This is a genomic window from Bacteroides sp. NGMCC 1.200775, assembly GCF_040798045.1.
Taxonomy (GTDB): domain Bacteria; phylum Bacteroidota; class Bacteroidia; order Bacteroidales; family Bacteroidaceae; genus Bacteroides; species Bacteroides hominis.
Genome location: NZ_JASCQK010000003.1, coordinates 533,600 through 552,253, shown reverse-complemented (window position 1 = coordinate 552,253; position 18,654 = coordinate 533,600). Strand labels below are relative to the sequence as shown.

The window sequence follows — 18,654 nt, the reverse complement described above, 5'->3', positions numbered from 1 at the left end:
TATTTATATTTCAGATTGCACATTTATTTGGCCTGTTACACAATCTGCAATAAGTTTCTGTTTATATTCTTTCAAGTATTCTATTTCTGCTTCAAGTTCTCCAATAAGGGAGTTGATCTTATTACACTTATCTTCGATATAGGCAACAATAGCTTGCTGTTCTTCGTGTGGAGGTTCAAAAAAAGGAATACTTTTTAGACCAATAGGAGACAAATCCCATTGTCCGACCCTGATACCTTTAGAGTACTGAATAAAAAATGGAACATAGAATTTACTTCTAATTGCTATGTTAAAAAATTCTTTATGTGGAAAATTTAATTCGCAAACATAGTATGCAGGACTAACAATGCCATTATATTTTGAAACTGCATAAGAGCCTTGCCATGCTTTCATTTTATTAATAACAAATTGCCCCACAGAAACATATTTATAACCACTCAAGTCGTCAGGGATATAATTATGATTTTCTTCTTTTGATTCTATATCTCGAATAATTACACCCTTTTCACGCACAACAGATAAAAGTTGTTCGTTAGGTTTATTCTTAATAGTTATCATCTTCAGATAACTACGAAGTTGTTTTATCTCCCAATGTTCAGGAATCAAGCCAATCCATGGAATACCACTATCCTTCATCCTCACATCGGGATTCAAACCTCGTGTGATGACATTAGCAATTTCAGCCTCTTTTAGTTCATTAAGCAGCTGTAACTCTCTCTCTCTCTCGAACATACGCATCTACACATAGGATTTTACTTTCAAGATAACTCACGATTTTCTCTTGCTCAGTAGGAGGTGGAATAGGTATAAATTTCCGTCCTAATAAGGGATAATTAATATTTTGTCCCTCTCGTATTCCAGTTACACATGTCTGCAATAACTGTATAAACGGCAAGCTTTTGAATAATACTTTGAAATAATCTGTAAATTGTTCTTCTATTGGTGCAAGGATAGTATATGCAGCACTTATTATACCTTGATAATACGCATATTCTATTCCCCCTTCAAAAGAGCGAAGACTAATTACAAAATCACCCACTTTTACAAGCTTAAGACCTTCAAAGCCTTTGTTTACGACCACAACTCGATTCTGATACATTGATTGTGGAATCACACCATGAGACTGTGTTGCACACAACATTTGCTCTTCTGGATGGTTTTTCTCTGAACGTTCAGAAAAGCAGTATTTTAATTTTCGTTTTTTCCAATGACTTGGCAACTTTGGCAACCATCCTATACCTGTATCTTTATATTCATCGTACCGTCTCATACCTTACCCAAAATATCATCCAACATACCATTGGTGCGTTCCTCAACAGCACGAATATCTCGTGTTATATCCTCAATGGAACGTAACGCCTTTGGCTTATAAAAGTATTTTGTAAATGAGAGTTCATATCCAACTTGTATAGACTTTTCATCAATCCAAGCATCGTGAGTATATGGCAATATCTCATTCTGCAAAAATTCATCAATACCGCCCTTATAACGGAATGGAACTATCTCAGTATCTTCCAATGCTTTATCTGCAACTTGGCGACCATCTGAATCAAGAACGATTTCTGCGTCCAGACAAGTCGTTGTGTAGTACTTCTGGAGTAAATCAACATGCTTTTTCTTAGGTTTACTCTTCATTCCTTTTACTGCAACCTTTAATAGTTCTTGCAAAGTATTGAAATCATAATCAGACGAATGGTCATATTGCTTGACAAAGGTCATTACTTCGCAACAAATAGCAGCATCCTTCTCCTTGCGGCACATTTCAGCCTCACGCTCCTCATTATACTCAAAACAAAGGCGTAGAGGACGGCATACCTTCACACTCCAATAGCCAAACTCATTGTTCGGGAAAATCTTGCTTTGCGGTGTTTCTGCAAAGTCGGTAAGCAATTTTACAATCTGCTGTCGGTCGGATTCGGTTGTTTCACAATTTTTCTCTCCCAAATTCTTACGCAACGGAGACTTAATATCAGTTGCATCAATCAGTTGAACATAACCGCGACGGCGTTCTTCCTTGCGGTTTGTTACAATCCATATAAATGTACCAATACCTGTATTGTAGAAGTCTTTTTCTGGCATAGCCACAATTGCTTCCAACAGGTCATTTTCAATAATATATTGACGAAGGTTACTTGCACCACTACCAGCATCGCCTGTAAAGAGAGAAGAGCCGTTATGAACCTCCACGATACGAGTACCTAACTCTGTGGCATTTTTCATTCGTGAAAGATTATTGGCAAGAAACATCATTTGACAATCGCCAATATCAGGGATAAATGATATTCCCATGTCATCTTCCCCAATCAATGTAAAGCGACTGTCAGTAAACTTTTTCTTCTCAGTCTCAGTTAATCCTCGCTTTTTGAGATCCTCCTTCCAAGGAGTACCAAATGGAGGATTAGAGATACAAAAGTCATAAGTTTCGCCAGGATGTCCATCTCGTGAAATGGTACTATCGAACGCTATGTATTCACGCATCTCTGTACCATGTACATACTGAAATGCCTGAATATCGCCTGAAATCATCAGGTCTGCTTTACAGGTCGCAAAAGTTTCAGGTTGAAGCTCTTGCCCATATATCAGCACTTGAACATTCTTGCCTCTTTCGTTAGCAACTTCTTTAATGCGATCTTGTGCAATAGTAAGAATACCACCTGTTCCACAAGCACCATCATACACCGTGTATGTATTGTCTTTAATTTTGTCTGCAACTGGTATAACAGCCAAATCTGCAAGCAGTTTTACATAATCACGAGGCGTGAAATGTTCACCGGCCTCCGTTACATTGTTTTCTTCATTAAATCTTCTGAGTAGTTCCTCGAACATCGTACCCATTGTATGATTATCAAGAGCAGGAGATTTCACATTACCATTATCATCAAGAACAGGCTTATTGCTAAGATTTATCTTATCATCTGTAAATTTTTCAATTATACTCCCTAAACGTTCTGCCTCCGTAAGGTTATCAACCATTTGACGGAGATGAAACTTATCAAGAATATCCTGAACATCTTTACTGAAACCGTTAAGATAATCATTAAAATTCATCTTTAGCCGTAATGGATCGGTCTCCCCCTTCAAGGTCTTCATTGTAAAAAGTGAAGTATTGTAGAAAGGATATCCTGTGGTGTTAAACAATATTGGATCTTGATTGGCAATTTTATTATCATCAAGCATTTTCTTTTGAGCCAATAAGATTGCCTTTGTTGGTTCAAGAAGCACATCGATACGACGCAACACCATCATTGGCATAATGATTTTCTTGTATTCGCCTTTATCAAAGGCATACACAAGTACATCTGTCGCAATATTCCAGATGAAAGAAAATAGCTGATTATATTGAGCTTGTTCCATATTCTCTTACTGTTCTTTAGTGGGTGTGATTAGTGTTCTGACGTCAACATCCAACCATTTTGCTATCTCTTGCAGTTGGGCAATAGAGGGCTGCGACTTATTGGAACACCATCTTGAAATTGTGTTCTCTGATTTGCCCATTTGAGTTGCCAACCATCTATTGGTTCGTTGCCTTTCAGCCAGTACTGCCTTAATCCTATTCATCATTATTTGTTGATTGTTCGACATCAGTATTCAAATTATACTCGTTATATTGCAAACAAAGATACATTTAATTTCCCATATAACCAAGTAGATAAGCAACAAAAACATCGTTTAAAGGAATGACTACAGTTGGCATAAAGATATGCAAAAGAACACATGTATCGTTTTTATCCGTTCCATCAATGAATTTCACCTTTCAAAAAAAATTATGCTGCACAAACATTATGTTCGCACAGCATAATACAAAGTTCGCCCACACCCTATAGCTCAACTACATATAAATCAACCCTCTACCTCGTGTCGCTTGGCAATTTGGCGCATTTTTACTTGGTGATTTGGCACACCAAAACAATTATTCCACCTTACATCGCCCCTCCAACACTCCGGCAAAAGATTCATCTCTCTTGGAAATTCCAAATCGTGTTGCCATCTTTCCTATTTGTTGCTTTCTTTGCCATAATTCATATTATTTTGTTTCCTTAGATGTTGATAAAAGGATTTCCCAATGTCCCAAAAAACTTACCACAACTCGTTTTATAACATTCCCTACTTTCATGCGCTCCAGTGTTACCCTCATTGCTTTCTCCGAAACTTCGCATTGCTTCGCTAATGTAGAAATACTAATGAGGGTTTTCTGCTATAGAGAAAGTATCTTGTTATGCCCCTATTGCGCCCCAGTTATGCCATTGTCATGCCCTAACTGGTCGTTTGCTGATCTCTTTTGGTCGGAATGTTAGTTTCTTGTCCCTTCTCCAAAACCTTCACGCAAACAATTGCTTTCATGATAAAGGCAACGAAATGGTATTGCGGTTCTTTAACACCCAATGTCGACAACTCACGACACAGGAACTTTAACATGTAGCGTTCAATTTAAAATGAATCATGGTATATATACTTTACATATAGCACCATTCATCGCTAAATGAATCCAACTCATGGTATTATACTGCTTTTCTATATCCATGCCCCATCGCCTACCGACATTCTTAATCTCCTCATCAATATTATTTTCCGTTATTTCTTCAGGATTTAAATGAATGTTATGTTGATTTACCCAACAATTCCAAGCCTCGCTCTTGATAAATTTTTCTTTTCTTTCCTCAAACGGCAGATTTGTGGGTAACATTTTTTTTAATCGATAAATACCCAACTCCCAAAGATATAAGATTCTATGAGTAGGATCCAATTCTTGTTTTTTCCTTTCTGATGCAAGTATTGCCAAAAACTCAGGCTCCCTGATTTCTGGCTGTTGCTGCCAATAATGATTTAATGCTTCATTATCGGCTTTTTGCATTGCCTCAATTCGTTTGTAATCTTCTGCTTGGTATCTTACGACATAAGGGCTTTCACTTATGGTTGGGGTATTGCCATACCATAATTGACCAACCTCTGGTTGTTTCACTGCAAAGATTGAAGACCCCATACTAAAATCACTCTTGGATAATTCTTGATATTTAACAATCCAAGAGTCATTTCTATAGTATAAGTTTAATAGATAAAGCGCAGCCATCGAATGTAAAAGAGCTTTTATATTGCCATCTTTGAGAGAAGCAAATCTATCATGTTTTACAGCTTGATATGCTTTTTCCCAAAATGTACCAGCTCTTTTATGGGCATTCTTTAATGGTCTTAGAACTAGATTTTCTTCTTTGGTCAAATTGAAGAATGGAGCAACAACCAAAACTCGTTTATCATGTATCGCCCATTTTATATCAATAAGTTTTAAGCAATCCTCATCAAAAAACAAGCTTTTATCTCCACGTGGTTTTGACCCGCCATTGTCATAATACAGTTCCTTAGAAATTGCTTCTATTTGGACACAGCATCGTATAAGTAAATCTGCTATATGGGGTGAAAACGTCTCCAATTGGGAATTACATGGTTTAGTAATTTCTTTACCATTCTCATGAGTTGTAATTTCATCCGTTATAAATATGAAATTAGAAACATTAATGAACTCTTTTTCGAGACTCAAATATGTCTGCCAAAATATATCTGATTTTTTCATATAAATAAAATTTATCCATCACCGCCCTATAAAAGCATGGACAGCAACAGTTTACCAACAATATTCTATTCCTGTAAATCAAACGCAATCGTTCCACCTTGCATCCAACACTCCGGCAAACACATCCATCTCTCTCTTGGAAATTCCTAATCGTGTTGCCAATTCGCGCCATCCTTTTACAGCTTCAATCACCTCCGAAAGAATCTTTTCTGCTGTTTTACGGTTTAGCATGTAGCCTTCGCAAGCATCCAGCAAAATACTCAGCTCTGCTTTATTAGAGGTTGATGAAACCAGCAGACTTTGATACTCATTCAAAGTGGGGTTCATGTCGTATGCAGGAGAAAGTGTCCAACCTTTTGCAGTCAAAAGGAAACCATGATTGCGGAAATGGTCGTCACTATTGCCTATGCATATATTGAAAGCCACACGACGGTATAGTTCCTGTAGGTTTCGTTCCACATCGGTACAGCTCTGAATAATAAAGTCGACTATATCCAGATAGCCATGCCCGGTAGTTGCATTGTCACCATCACTCAGCCCCAATAAGGTCATGGCAGATGCAAAATGAATGCGTTTTCCTTCTTGGGTTCTATCGAAGCGTTGTGACAGCAATGTATGATATTTCTCTCCAGTTGCCAGCACTTTGGTTTTTGCAGCGTTTATCCCTGCTTTTGTGGCAAGCAAATGACTGAAATGCTCCCAAAGCCCAACATCATAGTCATCCTTGCGCGATGGAAACTTGGCCACATAAAGAACCTTATCTGTATCTACAACATTGGCTTTAGGCCTTGCACCTCCTAATGACGTTCCCGGTTGCACAAGTTGTGCAATCCATTTCCTATCAGGGAGCATATTGTTTTCTTCACATTTCTCTATCTCGGCACTGGCCGCAATCAGTTCCCGAATATCCGTCAAAGGTGGAATTTTCAATGATTCACTCACATTGATAAATTCGCCATTGAGGTCTTCCTTAAAACGGAATCCACCCATTCGGGAGAAATCATCGATACCAGTCAAGAAATCGAAGGATGACAATCTCCGTACTAGTCGTTTTTCTTCCGCAGCTGCAATTTGCTCACGACGCAACAACAAAGTACGTCCCCAACGATCCGGTAAAGCATCGGAAAAACATCCGAATATATCCTTGTCCGGTTGTGTATATTGTTGTCCCGGGTAATTATTTAGGTCGTCACTCAAAAACAAATCGCTGTGCTGCCTTAACCATTCATTATTGAACGTAAAACTATAGCTGTCCGCACCACGAAGAGACTCATAGCCTAGTTCGCCAATGAGTTCCATTTCTTTGAGCCAATCGAAATCGGCATATACATACAACTTTTTCATAGATTATCCTTTCTTGGATGCACGTTCTCTTGTTTTCAAACTCAAATCTTGCAAAGCTTTTCCCATTTTATCTTCTTTGGCAAGCAATAGAATATCATCGTCAAGTTGCAATGCGTACAAAACACGTAGATAGATCCCTATTGCAACAGTAGGAATCCCTTTTTCTATTCGGGACACAGTAAGCGGTGAACAGGTGGCACGTTCAGCAACCTGAGCCACACTCAGATTCCTACGTAAACGAGCTAGCTTAATCTGCTCGCCTACAATCTGCATCTTTTGCTCCAATTTTCGGGGAAGTTTGGTTCCCATTGTATTCTTTGACATATTTTGTTATCTATTTTAAGGTACAAAACGACTATGTCGATGACTTTGTCATAATCAACCTATCATATAATATGCAAAAGTAATACTTTTTATTTATTTAATGATGTGTTGTACATAGAAAATGCACGTCATTAAATAATTAACCATGCACATAACTCTTTTTGAGCAGAAACTCCAAAGACTAAATGTCATAATTTGGTTTGTAAGTGCTATATACACCTATCTACAAACAATATATTATTCGTAATATAGATGCAAATTATTACTCATACACTCATCATATCAAAGAACTATTTTGCTTGCCAAAAGAAAAAGATATGACTTCACACCAGCAACTTGACTTTAATGACCGTTATAATATACACGGGCAATAAAGTTAAGTCAAGCAAAGGGAAGAAAAGGGAAAAGGCTTCAACCAATTTTTACTCTTTTGGTCAGCAAACATTATCCATGAGAATATCTTGCATTTAGTTGACATTCTTGGCGAAAACATCACGGAATTTTATACCTTTGTAGTCGGATAGAAGATAGGTGAGCTTCATTGAGGATGCAAAACTTCCTCATGGTTCTGATTCATTAAGAAAAGAGTGTAAAACAGCCTCAAAAACAAGTCTCAGAGGTCTCAAAAACAACTTTTCTACCGATTAAATTGCAACAATCTATCATTCAGGCAGCTATGTATGCTGCATCGGGCAAATAGAAGCCGATAAAAAGCAATTAATCCTTATTAGTAACGATAGTTTGAGATTGTACCAAAACTTATGTAGGCTAATTTTTGCCTACATAACAGCTTACATTAGAATAGAGGTTATCCACTATTTTGTTTATCCCTGCCTTTTACCCGGTTAATTCCCTATTCACCAATAATTTAATAATAAGTATTTTAATGCTAACCACTTCTATATGGCAATAAAAAAAGGCTATCTATCCCAGACAGCCAATCTTTTGTTAACCTTAAATCTAATACTATGAAAAACACATTGCAAAGATACGGACTTCTGGTAATTTTGCAAATTTGCAAAGCAAAACAGGATATCTTATAACATGGTTTAATAGAAGAGCCATGATGTTAACATTTAGCCTTTCTTTTGTTAACATTTAACAGACTTATAAAGATTTAGCGAAATAGAAGATACATAGATGCTAAAGTCAGGCAAATGGTGCTAAAGAGGGTTTATTCGGATAACAAATTCCCCAATAAACTGTTTTTGAGGATAATAATCTTCAAAAACACTCCTATATGAACAGATTTGAAAATAAAACAGCTGTTATCACGGGCGCTGCCGGTGGAATTGGCGAAGCAACCACACGCCGCATTGTATCCGAAGGTGGGAAAGTTGTTATAGCCGACCATTCAAAAGAAAGAGCAGAACAACTTGCTACCGAACTCAATGCTTTAGGAGCAGATGTACGCCCGATCTATTTTTCTGCAACAGAATTGCAGAGTTGCAAAGAGTTGATCGCCTTTGCCATAAAAGAATACGGGCAGGTAGATGTATTGGTAAACAACGTAGGAGGTACAAATCCTAAACGGGATACCGACATTGAGACACTGGACATGGATTACTTCGACGAAGCTTTCCATCTTAATTTATCTTGTACCATGTACCTGTCCCAACTGGTTATCCCCATAATGAACGCACATGGCGGTGGCAATATTGTGAACGTAGCCTCAGTCAGTGGAATTACAGCTGATGCGAACGGCACTCTTTATGGAGCAAGCAAAGCAGGAGTCATCAATCTGACCAAATACATTGCGACACAAACAGGAAAGAAAAACATACGATGCAATGCTGTAGCCCCGGGACTGATTCTCACACCTGCAGCATTAAACAACCTGAATGAAGATATACGGAACGTATTTCTCGGACAATGTGCGACACCATATTTAGGAGAACCGCAAGACATCGCCGCAACAATTGCTTTTCTGGCTTCCGAAGACGCACGATACATTACCGGGCAAACAATAGTAGTAGACGGCGGGCTGACCATACACAATCCAACGGTAAACCTGGCATAAAAGATTCTCCTTTTACCCCAAACATATTATATCCCAAACAGTAGAAAAATGCTGTTTGGGAAAAATATTTCTCTTTTCCTCTCGATGTTACCGATAAGAAACATATTTTTGTGACCGATCAGTAACAATAATATAAAGCCATGGAAAAAGAGTTTATCAAAAACAGACAGGTAACAGAGCTAATCCTCATCAAAGCAGTAGACGAATTAATCGAAGAGAAAGGTTTCGAAGGATTAGGCATCAATGCAGTAGCAGCAAAAGCAGGAGTATCAAAAATGTTGATCTACCGTTATTTCAACTCTTTAGAAGGTCTGATAGCAGCATATATCGGCCAACATGATTATTGGATTAACTTTGACGGAGCACTACCGGATAAAAACCACCTTGGTGAATTCATCAAAGAGATGTTCCGGAAACAAATCATAATAATGCGAAAAAGCTACACTTTGAAACGGCTATACAGATGGGAACTCACGTCAGACAACAATTTTATAAAAGACCTCCGCGAGAAAAGAGAAGCCAAAGGCATTTGGCTGATAGATGCTGTAAGCAAACTGTCAAAACACCCGCAAAAAGAAATAGCAGCCCTTGCCACTATCATTACAGCAGCCATCAGTTATCTCACGTTGCTGGAAGAAAACTGTTCTACCTTCAATGGTCTCAAACTTCAGGAAGAGAGCGGTTGGAAAGAACTGGAAGACGGAATCAACATATTAGTGGACCTATGGTTAGAAAAGCAATAACAAAAAATGAAAAAGATGATAACGATTGGAATTTGCATACTGGCAATATTACTCAACGGATGCAATAAAGATATAATAGAATACAGCAATAATGATCTCAGATCGACCTATTAATTATGGAAACAATAACAGATGACTATCTATTCATGATAGAACAAGCCACTAAAGCTCCTTCGGGACATAACACCCAACCTTGGTTATTTCGTATCGTAGAAGCAGGTATTGAGATTCATCCGGATAAAACTAAAACACTATCAATTGTAGATGGAAACCGGCGTGAAATGTTCATCTCCCTGGGATGTGCAACTGAAAATTTGTGCCTGGCTGCACAAACTAAAGGATATTCAGCCCAAGTAAACATTGCAGATAATGGAAATATCACAGTAAAACTCCAGCCCAATGCAGGCGTAATTACCCCTTCTTCTATCATTGTACAAATTGGCAAGCGGCAAACCAACAGAAGTATATATACAGGACAACTGATTCCGGAAGAAATGATACACAAGTTGCTTTCAATACCGAAAGCAGCAACAGTACACCTCCATTGCTGGAAAATCGGAACGCCTGAGTTCGACAAAGTTCGTTACTATGTTCTGAGGGGAAATACAATCCAGATGACCGACTTCCACTTCAAGAATGAGTTGAAAAACTGGATGAGATTCAATAAGAAGCATGCAGAATCGACTAAAGATGGTTTAAGTTATGCCGTTTTTGGTGCACCTAACTTACCACAATGGTTATCTCGCCGCATCATGAATGCTTGTCTGACTCCCAACATACAAAATAAAAGTGATGAAAAAAAGCTCCGATCGTCTTCACACATCATGCTGTTCTGTGCCGAGAAAGATACTCCGAAAGATTGGATTAATCTGGGAAGATCTTTAGAGTGCTTTCTGCTGAAAACAACGGAAATCGGTGTGTCCACCGCTTTTATCAATCAGCCATGCGAAGTGGAAATCCTCTCTGAACAAATGCAAAGAGAACTGCTAAACAATAAAAAAACTGAAATACCGTGTGTTTTACTCCGTATGGGATATAGCAGTCCAATGCCCTACTCGCCAAGAAAAAATCTTCATGAAGTGCTGATGCCCTAAAAACTTCCTTTTATAAAACCTAAACCTTTGGACAATTGTTAGTATCTTCGCCCTACATTTTAAATCTGAAATATCGTTTTACCAATTAAAAGAATCCAATGATTATTCGTACCATACTCGATACAGACCTTTACAAATTCACTACCTCGTATGCTTACATTAAACTATTCCCGTATGCGATGGGCACTTTCAGTTTCAAAGACAGGGATGAAACTGAATACAGCGACGAGTTTGTAGAAAGACTGAAAACTGAAATCAGTCGCTTATCGCATGTAGCACTGACTGGAGAAGAACTGGAGTACATGGTGAAGAACTGCCGTTTCCTCCCCAGAGTCTATTGGGAATGGCTCTCTTCTTTCCGTTTCCAACCGGAAAAAATAGAAGTCCGTTTGGACGAAAATCGACACCTCCACATAGAGATCAGTGATTACCTTTATAAGGCAACGCTTTATGAAGTACCTTTACTTGCCATCGTTTCCGAGATAAAGAATCAATCATCCGGCAATATCGCCAGTATGGGAGATATCTTGTGTAAACTATCCGAAAAGGCAGAACTGTCTAACAAGCATCAACTGTTTTTCTCTGAATTCGGAACACGGAGACGCTTCTCATTCGACGTGCAGGATCAAGTCATCGGACACCTGAGACAAACAGCCCGCTATTGCATCGGCACCTCCAACTGCCATTTCGCCATGAAATACGGCATGAAACCCATGGGTACACATCCGCATGAATGGTTCATGTTTCATGGAGCACAATTCGGTTATAAACACGCCAATTACATGGCTCTTGAAAATTGGGTAAATGTATACGACGGGGACCTCGGCATCGCCTTGTCCGACACCTATACATCTGCCATCTTTTTAAGCAACCTGAGTCGTAAACAAGCCAAATTGTTTGATGGTGTAAGATGTGACTCAGGCGATGAATTCAGGTTTATCGACCGATTGACTGCCCGTTACAAAGAGTTAGGCATTGACTCGACTACCAAGACAATCGTATTCAGCAATGCACTGGACTTTGACAAAGCACTGGACATTCAGGAGTATTGCCGGGGAAAAATCCGCTGTTCATTCGGTATCGGCACAAACCTGACTAATGATACCGGATTCAAGCCATCAAACATCGTCATGAAGCTATCGCAGTGCAAGATGAACCTGAATCAGGAATGGCGCGAATGCGTGAAGCTATCAGATGACATAGGGAAACATATCGGCAGCCCGGAAGAGGTACGTGCCTGTTTATACGATTTGCGGCTGGAATAAACTCCAACCGCAAATACATTTCATCATAACAATGCTTTGATAGCGTCCGTTATCTCTTTATCGGTTTTCTCCATTCCATATCCCTGAATGACTTTTCTGACCACGCGGTCCTGATCTAATATAAAGAAGAAAGGTGCTGCGCCATATGTCCGGTATGACTTGACAATGCCTTCATCACCACATAAGAATCTATAGTTTATCTGGTTCTTATCCGCATAAGTCCACAGCGAATGAGGTTTGCGTCCCCAGGTTTCTATAGAAACCACTTCAAATTCATCGGCATTGAACTTCTCTTTCAGCCCGTTCAGAAAGGGAATGGATGCATGACAAGCACCGCATCCGATACCGGTCAGATTCACTAAAAGCACTTTACTCTTAAGATTAGATAATGACACCGGATTCTCGTACATATCTTTCAACATCCAGTCGGGAGCTTTCTTCCCTATAAGTTCTCTTGCCGAAAGTTGGGTAGTCTTTCCTTTCTCACCATACTTGCGGATTTCATAGTCTTGGGGCAAATAATCATATAAGTTAAAATCGGCTATCGACAATTGATTCAACACTATATCCGAACATATATTGGCAGAAATCTGATGCGACATTTCCCTGCGGACTTTATAAGGCAAATCATCCGATTTATTAATCCACAGTTCGTAAATCGAGGTCGGGTCCCCCAAGTCAAAAGGAGGCTTCGGTATGTAGTACGCTTTTCCAAAAAATTCAACCTGTCTGTCTTCATGTATCACCAACTTGAAGTAATACGCTTCTCCTAAATCCTTCCATTCGGTTGTGATGCTATCCCCCGTACTCAAAGCATATCCGATGATATTCCGGCTGTAACAGAAAAACGGAGGACCCACCAACCTGAAAGGAAGTTTTCTGGTCGTGAAATCATCGATCATAATCCCTTTATGCTCATGAAAACTTATCATTTTCACTTTTCCATCATAACCAAATTCAAATCGCGTCGTATCTTTGGCGTTAAGAGCCACATAACTTGCACCGATAGTCGAATCAGAAGGATTAGTGTATTCTTTAATAAACCGAAAAGAATTAGTTATAGCAGTCGTATCACCGGGTTGCCAGGACTGAGATTGTTCATGATAAGAAGCTGATTCTACCTTATCAAGATTACTTAGAACTTTTTTCAAATAAGTTCTCATATCCACATCATTCTTACCACAGACATTCATGACTAATAAGAATGAAATAACAGATAATAAAATGGACTTCATAGTACTTTATATTTTAGACATACACAAATATAGCCAATGAAAGTAGAAATCAACAACCGGCATCTTAACTTTTATACTTAATAATAATATTATAGTATCTACTAACTTTTCATAGAAAGTCAGAGTTTTAAAAGCCTAAAAACAAACAGATGCATATATCTCTATTTTAATATCAAAAAGAAACTATTTTCCCTTTTTGAACAACACACTTTATATTAAAAACCGGTGCAGCAGAAGAATACAACGCATAGATATGACATTTACATACAGAAAGTTGCATCATATTGAGTAAATATGCTATTTCATATAACAAAAGACCTTACTCTTTTCCAAAAAGAAGTAAGTGTTTTCCCGAAAAGAAGTTAGTCTTTTGTTCGGAAGAAGCTAATCTTTTGTCCGAAAGAAGTTAATAACGCAAAAAGAAGGCGTAAAATACAAGTTTCCTGAAATTATCGGAGGCTTCAGAAGGGATATGTGTCAACTATCATTTTAAAGGTTCAATCCGACCTACAACGACAGAAGATGTCTAAAAACAAGGATCACCAACCATATGCTTGATAAAAAGGTAAAATCACATCATTTTGATTCTGTCTGATGGGAAAATAAGAGTCTTTTCGGAAGCAGTCGCAAACGAGGCCGGAAAGAAACGAATACAGACCGTATTGAAAATACAGAATGATACTTCATTGTGTATCTGTCAAAATGCAAATTTTCGCCTCAGCCGTTTTCCTTTCCTCTGCTCTTTACCACTCTTACTTCTTCCGCACCAAAAACTGCCTGATCTTCTCCCTGTCTCCTACCACCCAAACCAAATCTCCCAATTGGAAAACTATAGCCTGATTCACCGGAACCAATTCACCCTCTCGTTCAAGGGCTACGACGAGACTATCATATCTTTTTCCTAACCGGGACTGGGCAATGCTTTTGTTCAGAAACGGAAAATCTTCATCTACCGTGAATGAATGAAGCGTCACATCTTGTTTTATGTTCTTTTCATCCGGCAAATCCTGTCTGTTCTCAAGTTCCGTCCGGAACTCTTGCAGCTGTCCGCCTGTTCCGACCACTACTAACTTATCCTGCGGATAAATTCGTTCGGAACTTTGTGGAATGTATATTCTCCGCTCCCCTCTGACAATACTTACTATATTGACACCAAACTCCCGCCTGAAAGGGAGTTCATCCAATGACTGACCGATATAAGACGAATAAGGAGACACCCAAACGGAAGTCAGCTCAACATCTTTGTCATTAAACTCACTGTTAAAACGACTTTTCAGAGGATAACGTTTGCGGGCAGCTTCTTCCCTTCCGTTCAGATTGGTCAGGAAGTGTGTTTCCAGATGCGAATATTGCGTGAGGTTCTCCCTGAAAATAAGAATCAATGCCAATACGGCAACGGCTATCACAATGCCTATCCCATAATTGAGGCTGAAGTAACTGATAACGACCCCTGCAATGAAAAAGACGGCAACCGACACACGAAACAAAATCAGCGCGACCAACCGTCCGTGATTGTAATTATCATCATTCCACAACTTTAAAAATACATCCGGGGAATTATACTTATCTGAAACAAGTGCCCACAGGAAAGGTGTCATCAACAGAAGTGTGACCAGACACATCCCTATGTTTACCCATCGCCCGGGAGCATCGAACATCTCGTTTATCGTGGGATAAACGGTTTGCACAGACAATAACCAAATCGCCGTGAGAAGGACACTATAGATAATCACTCTTCCGACAATCGTCTTCAACAACCGCTTCCAATCGCTGTCATGATTGACCGTCTTCTTACCGGAAGCATAGCGATCCAGACTTTTCCTGGTTTTAGGCGGAAGTATTTTATAAAGCCATTCGGCAAACGGATTTGCCAACCGGATGAAATAAGGAGTTGTGAATGTAGTAATCACCGATACCGCAACAATAATCGGAGGGATAAAACTATCCAGTACTTTGAGTGAAGCCCCCAGCCCTGCGATAATGAAAGCGAACTCTCCTATCTGGGCAAGGCTGAATCCTGACTTGACGGAAACCTTCAACGGTTCACCGGATAATAAAACTCCCAATGAAGAAAATATGGATTTACCCACAAGAGTTACCAAAGTAATGATGACCACCGGCCAGCCATACTGCACCAAGACAGCCGGATTGACCAACATACCGACAGAGACAAAGAAAATAGCTCCGAAAAGATCTTTCACCGGCTGGATGATATGTTCTATGTGTTCGGCCTCAACCGTCTCGGCAAGGATAGATCCCATAATGAAAGCACCCAGTGCAGCCGAGAATCCTGTACGGGTAGCCAACACAACCATTCCCAGACAAAGTCCCAGCGAAACGATCAGTAAGGTTTCGTTATTCATCAGCCGTTTTGCTTTTTTCAAAAAGAACGGAAGGATAAATATCCCAATCAGGAACCATAGGATCAGAAAGAAAACAACCTTCAACACACTCATCAACAGCTCTTCACCTACAAACTCCTTACTCACTGCCATTGTAGAAAGGATGACCATCATCAGGATAGCGATCAGATCTTCAACTACCAATGTCCCGAATACAACACCCGTGAAGCGTTGGTTACGTAAGCCGAGATCATCAAACGCTTTGATAATAATCGTTGTTGACGACATGGACAACATCCCCCCCAGAAAAATAGAATTCATTGTGCTCCAGCCTAGCAGATGTCCTACCATATAACCGATCAGCAACATGCTGATAACTTCGGTGGTTGCCGTGATAAAGGCAGCTGACCCGACATTTATTAATTTCTTAAAACTAAACTCCAACCCAAGGGCGAAAAGTAAAAAAACAACTCCTATCTCAGCCCAGATATTGATGTTCTCAATATCACCTACAGTCGGGAAAATCTGCACGTAAGGTCCCGCCAATAATCCGGCGACGATATATCCCAGTACCAAGGGTTGTTTCAACCATTTGAACAAAAGAGTAATGATACTTGCGGACATCAGTATTAGGGCAAGGTCGGCAATTAAGGTAGGTAAGTGTGACATGGCATGTATATTTCGTTAGTAATTCATTCCGTTTATGCTCTTTTATTTGTAAAAAAGAACAATCGACAGTCTATTTGTGTTTCGTCTATATGACATTTATTTTGAAACAAAGCGCCGTTGGTCATTGCACAAAATTGAACTTTTCGTGCAAAAAGTATCCACTCTATCCAATATTTCTCTATATTTGTCCCCGAATTGGTTCGGAATCCGTGGTCAACGGACGAAGATTAAAAGGGAATCGGGTGTAAATCCCGGACAGTCCCGCTGCTGTGAAGCTCTATATAACATCTTATCAATAAACCAATTACAAACCACTGACGGAAAAAGAAACGTCGGGAAGGTCCGATAAGATGTAGAGTCAGTCAGAAGACCTGCCATTCAATGAATAAGAGCTTTTTTACCTCGTGGGTTAGGAAAGAAAGCATCGTTGTTAAGCCCCAAATCGTAGAAATACTGTGTTTTCATCGGGTGGACTCATGTCCGCAGGGTGGAAAGCATGAATATGTGTATTCCATTTAATTGAGAAATGAATATGATTAAAAGAATCTTAGTCGCCAACCGCGGCGAAATAGCCGTGAGGGTGATGCGCTCCTGCCGGGAGATGGAAATAACGAGCATTGCCGTTTTCTCGGAAGCGGACCGAACAGCGAAGCATGTGCTCTATGCCGACGAAGCTTACTGCATCGGCCCGGCAGCATCGAAAGAGAGTTATCTGAATATAGAAAAGATTATCGAAGTGGCAAAGTCGTGCCGCGCAGACGCCATCCACCCGGGATACGGGTTCTTGTCCGAAAATGCAACCTTTGCCCGTCGTTGTCGTGAAGAGGGGATCATCTTCATCGGTCCGGACCCGGAAACCATGGAGGCGATGGGAGATAAGATTTCGGCACGTATCAAGATGATAGAAGCCGGTGTACCGGTGGTTCCGGGTACTCAAGAAAACCTGAAGAGCCTTGAAGAAGCGGTAGAACTCTGCAATCAAATCGGTTATCCGGTAATGCTGAAAGCCTCGATGGGAGGTGGTGGAAAGGGTATGCGGCTGATTCATCGTGCAGATGAAGTGGAAGAGGCCTACACAACCGCCAAGAGCGAATCACTTTCGTCATTCGGCGACGACACGGTTTACCTGGAGAAATTTGTAGAAGAACCGCATCACATTGAGTTCCAGATTCTGGGCGACAAGCATGGCAACGTGATTCATCTGTGCGAACGTGAATGTTCGGTGCAACGCCGCAACCAGAAGATTGTGGAAGAGAGCCCTTCGGTGTTCGTCACTCCTGAACTACGCCGGGATATGGGAGAAAAAGCAGTGGCCGCCGCCAAAGCCGTGAACTATGTCGGAGCGGGAACCATCGAATTTCTGGTGGACAAGCACCGCAACTATTACTTCCTGGAAATGAACACGCGCCTGCAAGTGGAACATCCGATTACCGAAGAGGTAGTCGGCGTAGATTTAGTGAAAGAGCAGATTAAAGTGGCCGAAGGACAGGTGTTGCAACTGAAACAGGAAGATATCCAGCAACGCGGACATGCCATCGAATGCCGCATCTGCGCAGAAGATACAGAAATGAACTTCATGCCCAGCCCGGGTGTCATCAAGCAGATTACGGAGCCAAACGGCATCGGGGTGCGCATCGACAGCTATGTATACGAAGGTTACGAGATTCCGATTTATTATGACCCGATGATCGGCAAGCTGATTGTATGGGCAACCACACGCGAATACGCCATCGAACGAATGCGCCGTGTACTCCACGAATATAAGCTGACAGGAGTAAAGAACAACATCAGTTATCTGCGCGCCATCATGGATACTCCCGACTTTGTGGAAGGGCATTACGATACGGGATTCATCAGCAAAAACGGGGAAGTGCTCCAACACTGCATCACCCGTACCAGCGAACGTGCAGAGAACATCGCACTGATCGCCGCTTACATGGATTACCTGATGAACCTGGAGGAGAATAACAGCGGACTGGCTGCGGACAACCGCCCGATCAGCAAATGGAAAGAATTCGGACTGCACAAAGGGGTATTAAGAATATAGAAGAG

15 protein-coding genes and 1 riboswitch are annotated in these 18,654 nt (G+C 40.3%); of the genes, 5 read left to right on the top strand and 10 right to left on the bottom strand.

What is annotated here, in order from left to right:
- Nucleotides 1-3 precede the first annotated feature (3 nt).
- The 8 genes from QK890_RS11495 to QK890_RS11460 all read right to left on the bottom strand — a co-directional run bounded on the left by QK890_RS11495 (nt 4) and on the right by QK890_RS11460 (nt 7,234).
- A complete protein-coding gene (locus QK890_RS11495; protein WP_009291757.1) occupies nt 4-738 on the bottom strand; it encodes a restriction endonuclease subunit S in 735 nt (244 codons plus the stop codon).
- Nucleotides 698-1,270, bottom strand: a complete 573-nt coding sequence (locus tag QK890_RS11490; RefSeq protein WP_129643788.1) for a restriction endonuclease subunit S — start codon at nt 1,268-1,270, stop codon at nt 698-700. The genes QK890_RS11495 and QK890_RS11490 overlap by 41 nt, the downstream gene beginning before the upstream one ends.
- Entirely contained in the window at nt 1,267-3,354 is a 2,088-nt protein-coding gene (locus tag QK890_RS11485; protein WP_009291755.1) for a class I SAM-dependent DNA methyltransferase, read from the bottom strand. The genes QK890_RS11490 and QK890_RS11485 overlap by 4 nt, the downstream gene beginning before the upstream one ends.
- 6 nt (nt 3,355-3,360) lie before the next feature.
- Complete coding sequence (locus QK890_RS11480) at nt 3,361-3,582, bottom strand: helix-turn-helix domain-containing protein (RefSeq protein WP_009291754.1); 222 nt, start codon at nt 3,580-3,582, stop codon at nt 3,361-3,363.
- 672 nt (nt 3,583-4,254) lie between these two features.
- On the bottom strand, nt 4,255-4,416 hold the full coding sequence (locus QK890_RS11475; protein WP_367627343.1) for a hypothetical protein: 162 nt from the start codon (nt 4,414-4,416) through the stop codon (nt 4,255-4,257).
- Between the two features lie 22 nt (nt 4,417-4,438).
- The gene (locus tag QK890_RS11470; RefSeq protein ID WP_009291752.1) at nt 4,439-5,566 is read right to left on the bottom strand and encodes a hypothetical protein; all 1,128 of its coding nucleotides are present in this window, start codon (nt 5,564-5,566) and stop codon (nt 4,439-4,441) included.
- 78 nt (nt 5,567-5,644) lie between these two features.
- Nucleotides 5,645-6,910 (bottom strand): type II toxin-antitoxin system HipA family toxin, encoded by a 1,266-nt coding sequence (locus QK890_RS11465; RefSeq protein WP_129644155.1) that lies wholly within the window; start codon nt 6,908-6,910, stop codon nt 5,645-5,647.
- Between the two features lie 3 nt (nt 6,911-6,913).
- A complete protein-coding gene (locus QK890_RS11460) occupies nt 6,914-7,234 on the bottom strand; it encodes a helix-turn-helix domain-containing protein (protein WP_009291750.1) in 321 nt (106 codons plus the stop codon).
- A 1,240-nt stretch (nt 7,235-8,474) separates the two neighbouring features.
- On the opposite strand from QK890_RS11460, the gene QK890_RS11455 reads away from it, so the two are divergent.
- The 4 genes from QK890_RS11455 to pncB all read left to right on the top strand — a co-directional run bounded on the left by QK890_RS11455 (nt 8,475) and on the right by pncB (nt 12,356).
- Nucleotides 8,475-9,254 carry an SDR family NAD(P)-dependent oxidoreductase gene (locus QK890_RS11455; RefSeq protein ID WP_005821471.1) on the top strand — a complete coding sequence of 260 codons (780 nt, stop codon included), beginning with the start codon at nt 8,475-8,477 and terminating at the stop codon, nt 9,252-9,254.
- Nucleotides 9,255-9,394: 140 nt separating this feature from the next.
- A complete protein-coding gene (locus QK890_RS11450) occupies nt 9,395-9,997 on the top strand; it encodes a TetR/AcrR family transcriptional regulator (RefSeq protein WP_005807998.1) in 603 nt (200 codons plus the stop codon).
- A 116-nt stretch (nt 9,998-10,113) separates the two neighbouring features.
- A complete protein-coding gene (locus tag QK890_RS11445) occupies nt 10,114-11,091 on the top strand; it encodes a hypothetical protein (protein WP_022011574.1) in 978 nt (325 codons plus the stop codon).
- Between the two features lie 98 nt (nt 11,092-11,189).
- A complete protein-coding gene (pncB, locus tag QK890_RS11440; RefSeq protein WP_005782737.1) occupies nt 11,190-12,356 on the top strand; it encodes a nicotinate phosphoribosyltransferase in 1,167 nt (388 codons plus the stop codon).
- A gap of 23 nt (nt 12,357-12,379) precedes the next feature.
- Here pncB and QK890_RS11435 read toward each other — a convergent pair whose 3' ends face one another.
- Entirely contained in the window at nt 12,380-13,591 is a 1,212-nt protein-coding gene (locus tag QK890_RS11435) for a peroxiredoxin (protein ID WP_032539503.1), read from the bottom strand.
- A gap of 752 nt (nt 13,592-14,343) precedes the next feature.
- A complete protein-coding gene (locus QK890_RS11430; protein WP_032539504.1) occupies nt 14,344-16,602 on the bottom strand; it encodes a cation:proton antiporter in 2,259 nt (752 codons plus the stop codon).
- Between the two features lie 179 nt (nt 16,603-16,781).
- A riboswitch (cobalamin riboswitch) is annotated at nt 16,782-16,996 on the top strand.
- A 138-nt stretch (nt 16,997-17,134) separates the two neighbouring features.
- Here QK890_RS11430 and accC point away from each other — a divergent pair.
- Complete coding sequence (accC, locus tag QK890_RS11425) at nt 17,135-18,649, top strand: acetyl-CoA carboxylase biotin carboxylase subunit (RefSeq protein ID WP_005808006.1); 1,515 nt, start codon at nt 17,135-17,137, stop codon at nt 18,647-18,649.
- The last annotated feature ends 5 nt before the right edge of the window (nt 18,650-18,654 follow it).

What these genes read in the sequence shown, in the direction of transcription:
- QK890_RS11495 (WP_009291757.1), bottom strand. Translation starts at nt 738, where the DNA reads ATGCGTATGTTCGAGAGAGAGAGAGAGTTACAGCTGCTTAATGAACTA.
- QK890_RS11490 (WP_129643788.1), bottom strand. Translation starts at nt 1,270, where the DNA reads ATGAGACGGTACGATGAATATAAAGATACAGGTATAGGATGGTTGCCA.
- QK890_RS11485 (WP_009291755.1), bottom strand. Translation starts at nt 3,354, where the DNA reads ATGGAACAAGCTCAATATAATCAGCTATTTTCTTTCATCTGGAATATT.
- QK890_RS11480 (WP_009291754.1), bottom strand. Translation starts at nt 3,582, where the DNA reads ATGTCGAACAATCAACAAATAATGATGAATAGGATTAAGGCAGTACTG.
- QK890_RS11475 (WP_367627343.1), bottom strand. Translation starts at nt 4,416, where the DNA reads ATGTTAAAGTTCCTGTGTCGTGAGTTGTCGACATTGGGTGTTAAAGAA.
- QK890_RS11470 (WP_009291752.1), bottom strand. Translation starts at nt 5,566, where the DNA reads ATGAAAAAATCAGATATATTTTGGCAGACATATTTGAGTCTCGAAAAA.
- QK890_RS11465 (WP_129644155.1), bottom strand. Translation starts at nt 6,910, where the DNA reads ATGAAAAAGTTGTATGTATATGCCGATTTCGATTGGCTCAAAGAAATG.
- QK890_RS11460 (WP_009291750.1), bottom strand. Translation starts at nt 7,234, where the DNA reads ATGTCAAAGAATACAATGGGAACCAAACTTCCCCGAAAATTGGAGCAA.
- QK890_RS11455 (WP_005821471.1), top strand. Translation starts at nt 8,475, where the DNA reads ATGAACAGATTTGAAAATAAAACAGCTGTTATCACGGGCGCTGCCGGT.
- QK890_RS11450 (WP_005807998.1), top strand. Translation starts at nt 9,395, where the DNA reads ATGGAAAAAGAGTTTATCAAAAACAGACAGGTAACAGAGCTAATCCTC.
- QK890_RS11445 (WP_022011574.1), top strand. Translation starts at nt 10,114, where the DNA reads ATGGAAACAATAACAGATGACTATCTATTCATGATAGAACAAGCCACT.
- pncB (WP_005782737.1), top strand. Translation starts at nt 11,190, where the DNA reads ATGATTATTCGTACCATACTCGATACAGACCTTTACAAATTCACTACC.
- QK890_RS11435 (WP_032539503.1), bottom strand. Translation starts at nt 13,591, where the DNA reads ATGAAGTCCATTTTATTATCTGTTATTTCATTCTTATTAGTCATGAAT.
- QK890_RS11430 (WP_032539504.1), bottom strand. Translation starts at nt 16,602, where the DNA reads ATGTCACACTTACCTACCTTAATTGCCGACCTTGCCCTAATACTGATG.
- accC (WP_005808006.1), top strand. Translation starts at nt 17,135, where the DNA reads ATGATTAAAAGAATCTTAGTCGCCAACCGCGGCGAAATAGCCGTGAGG.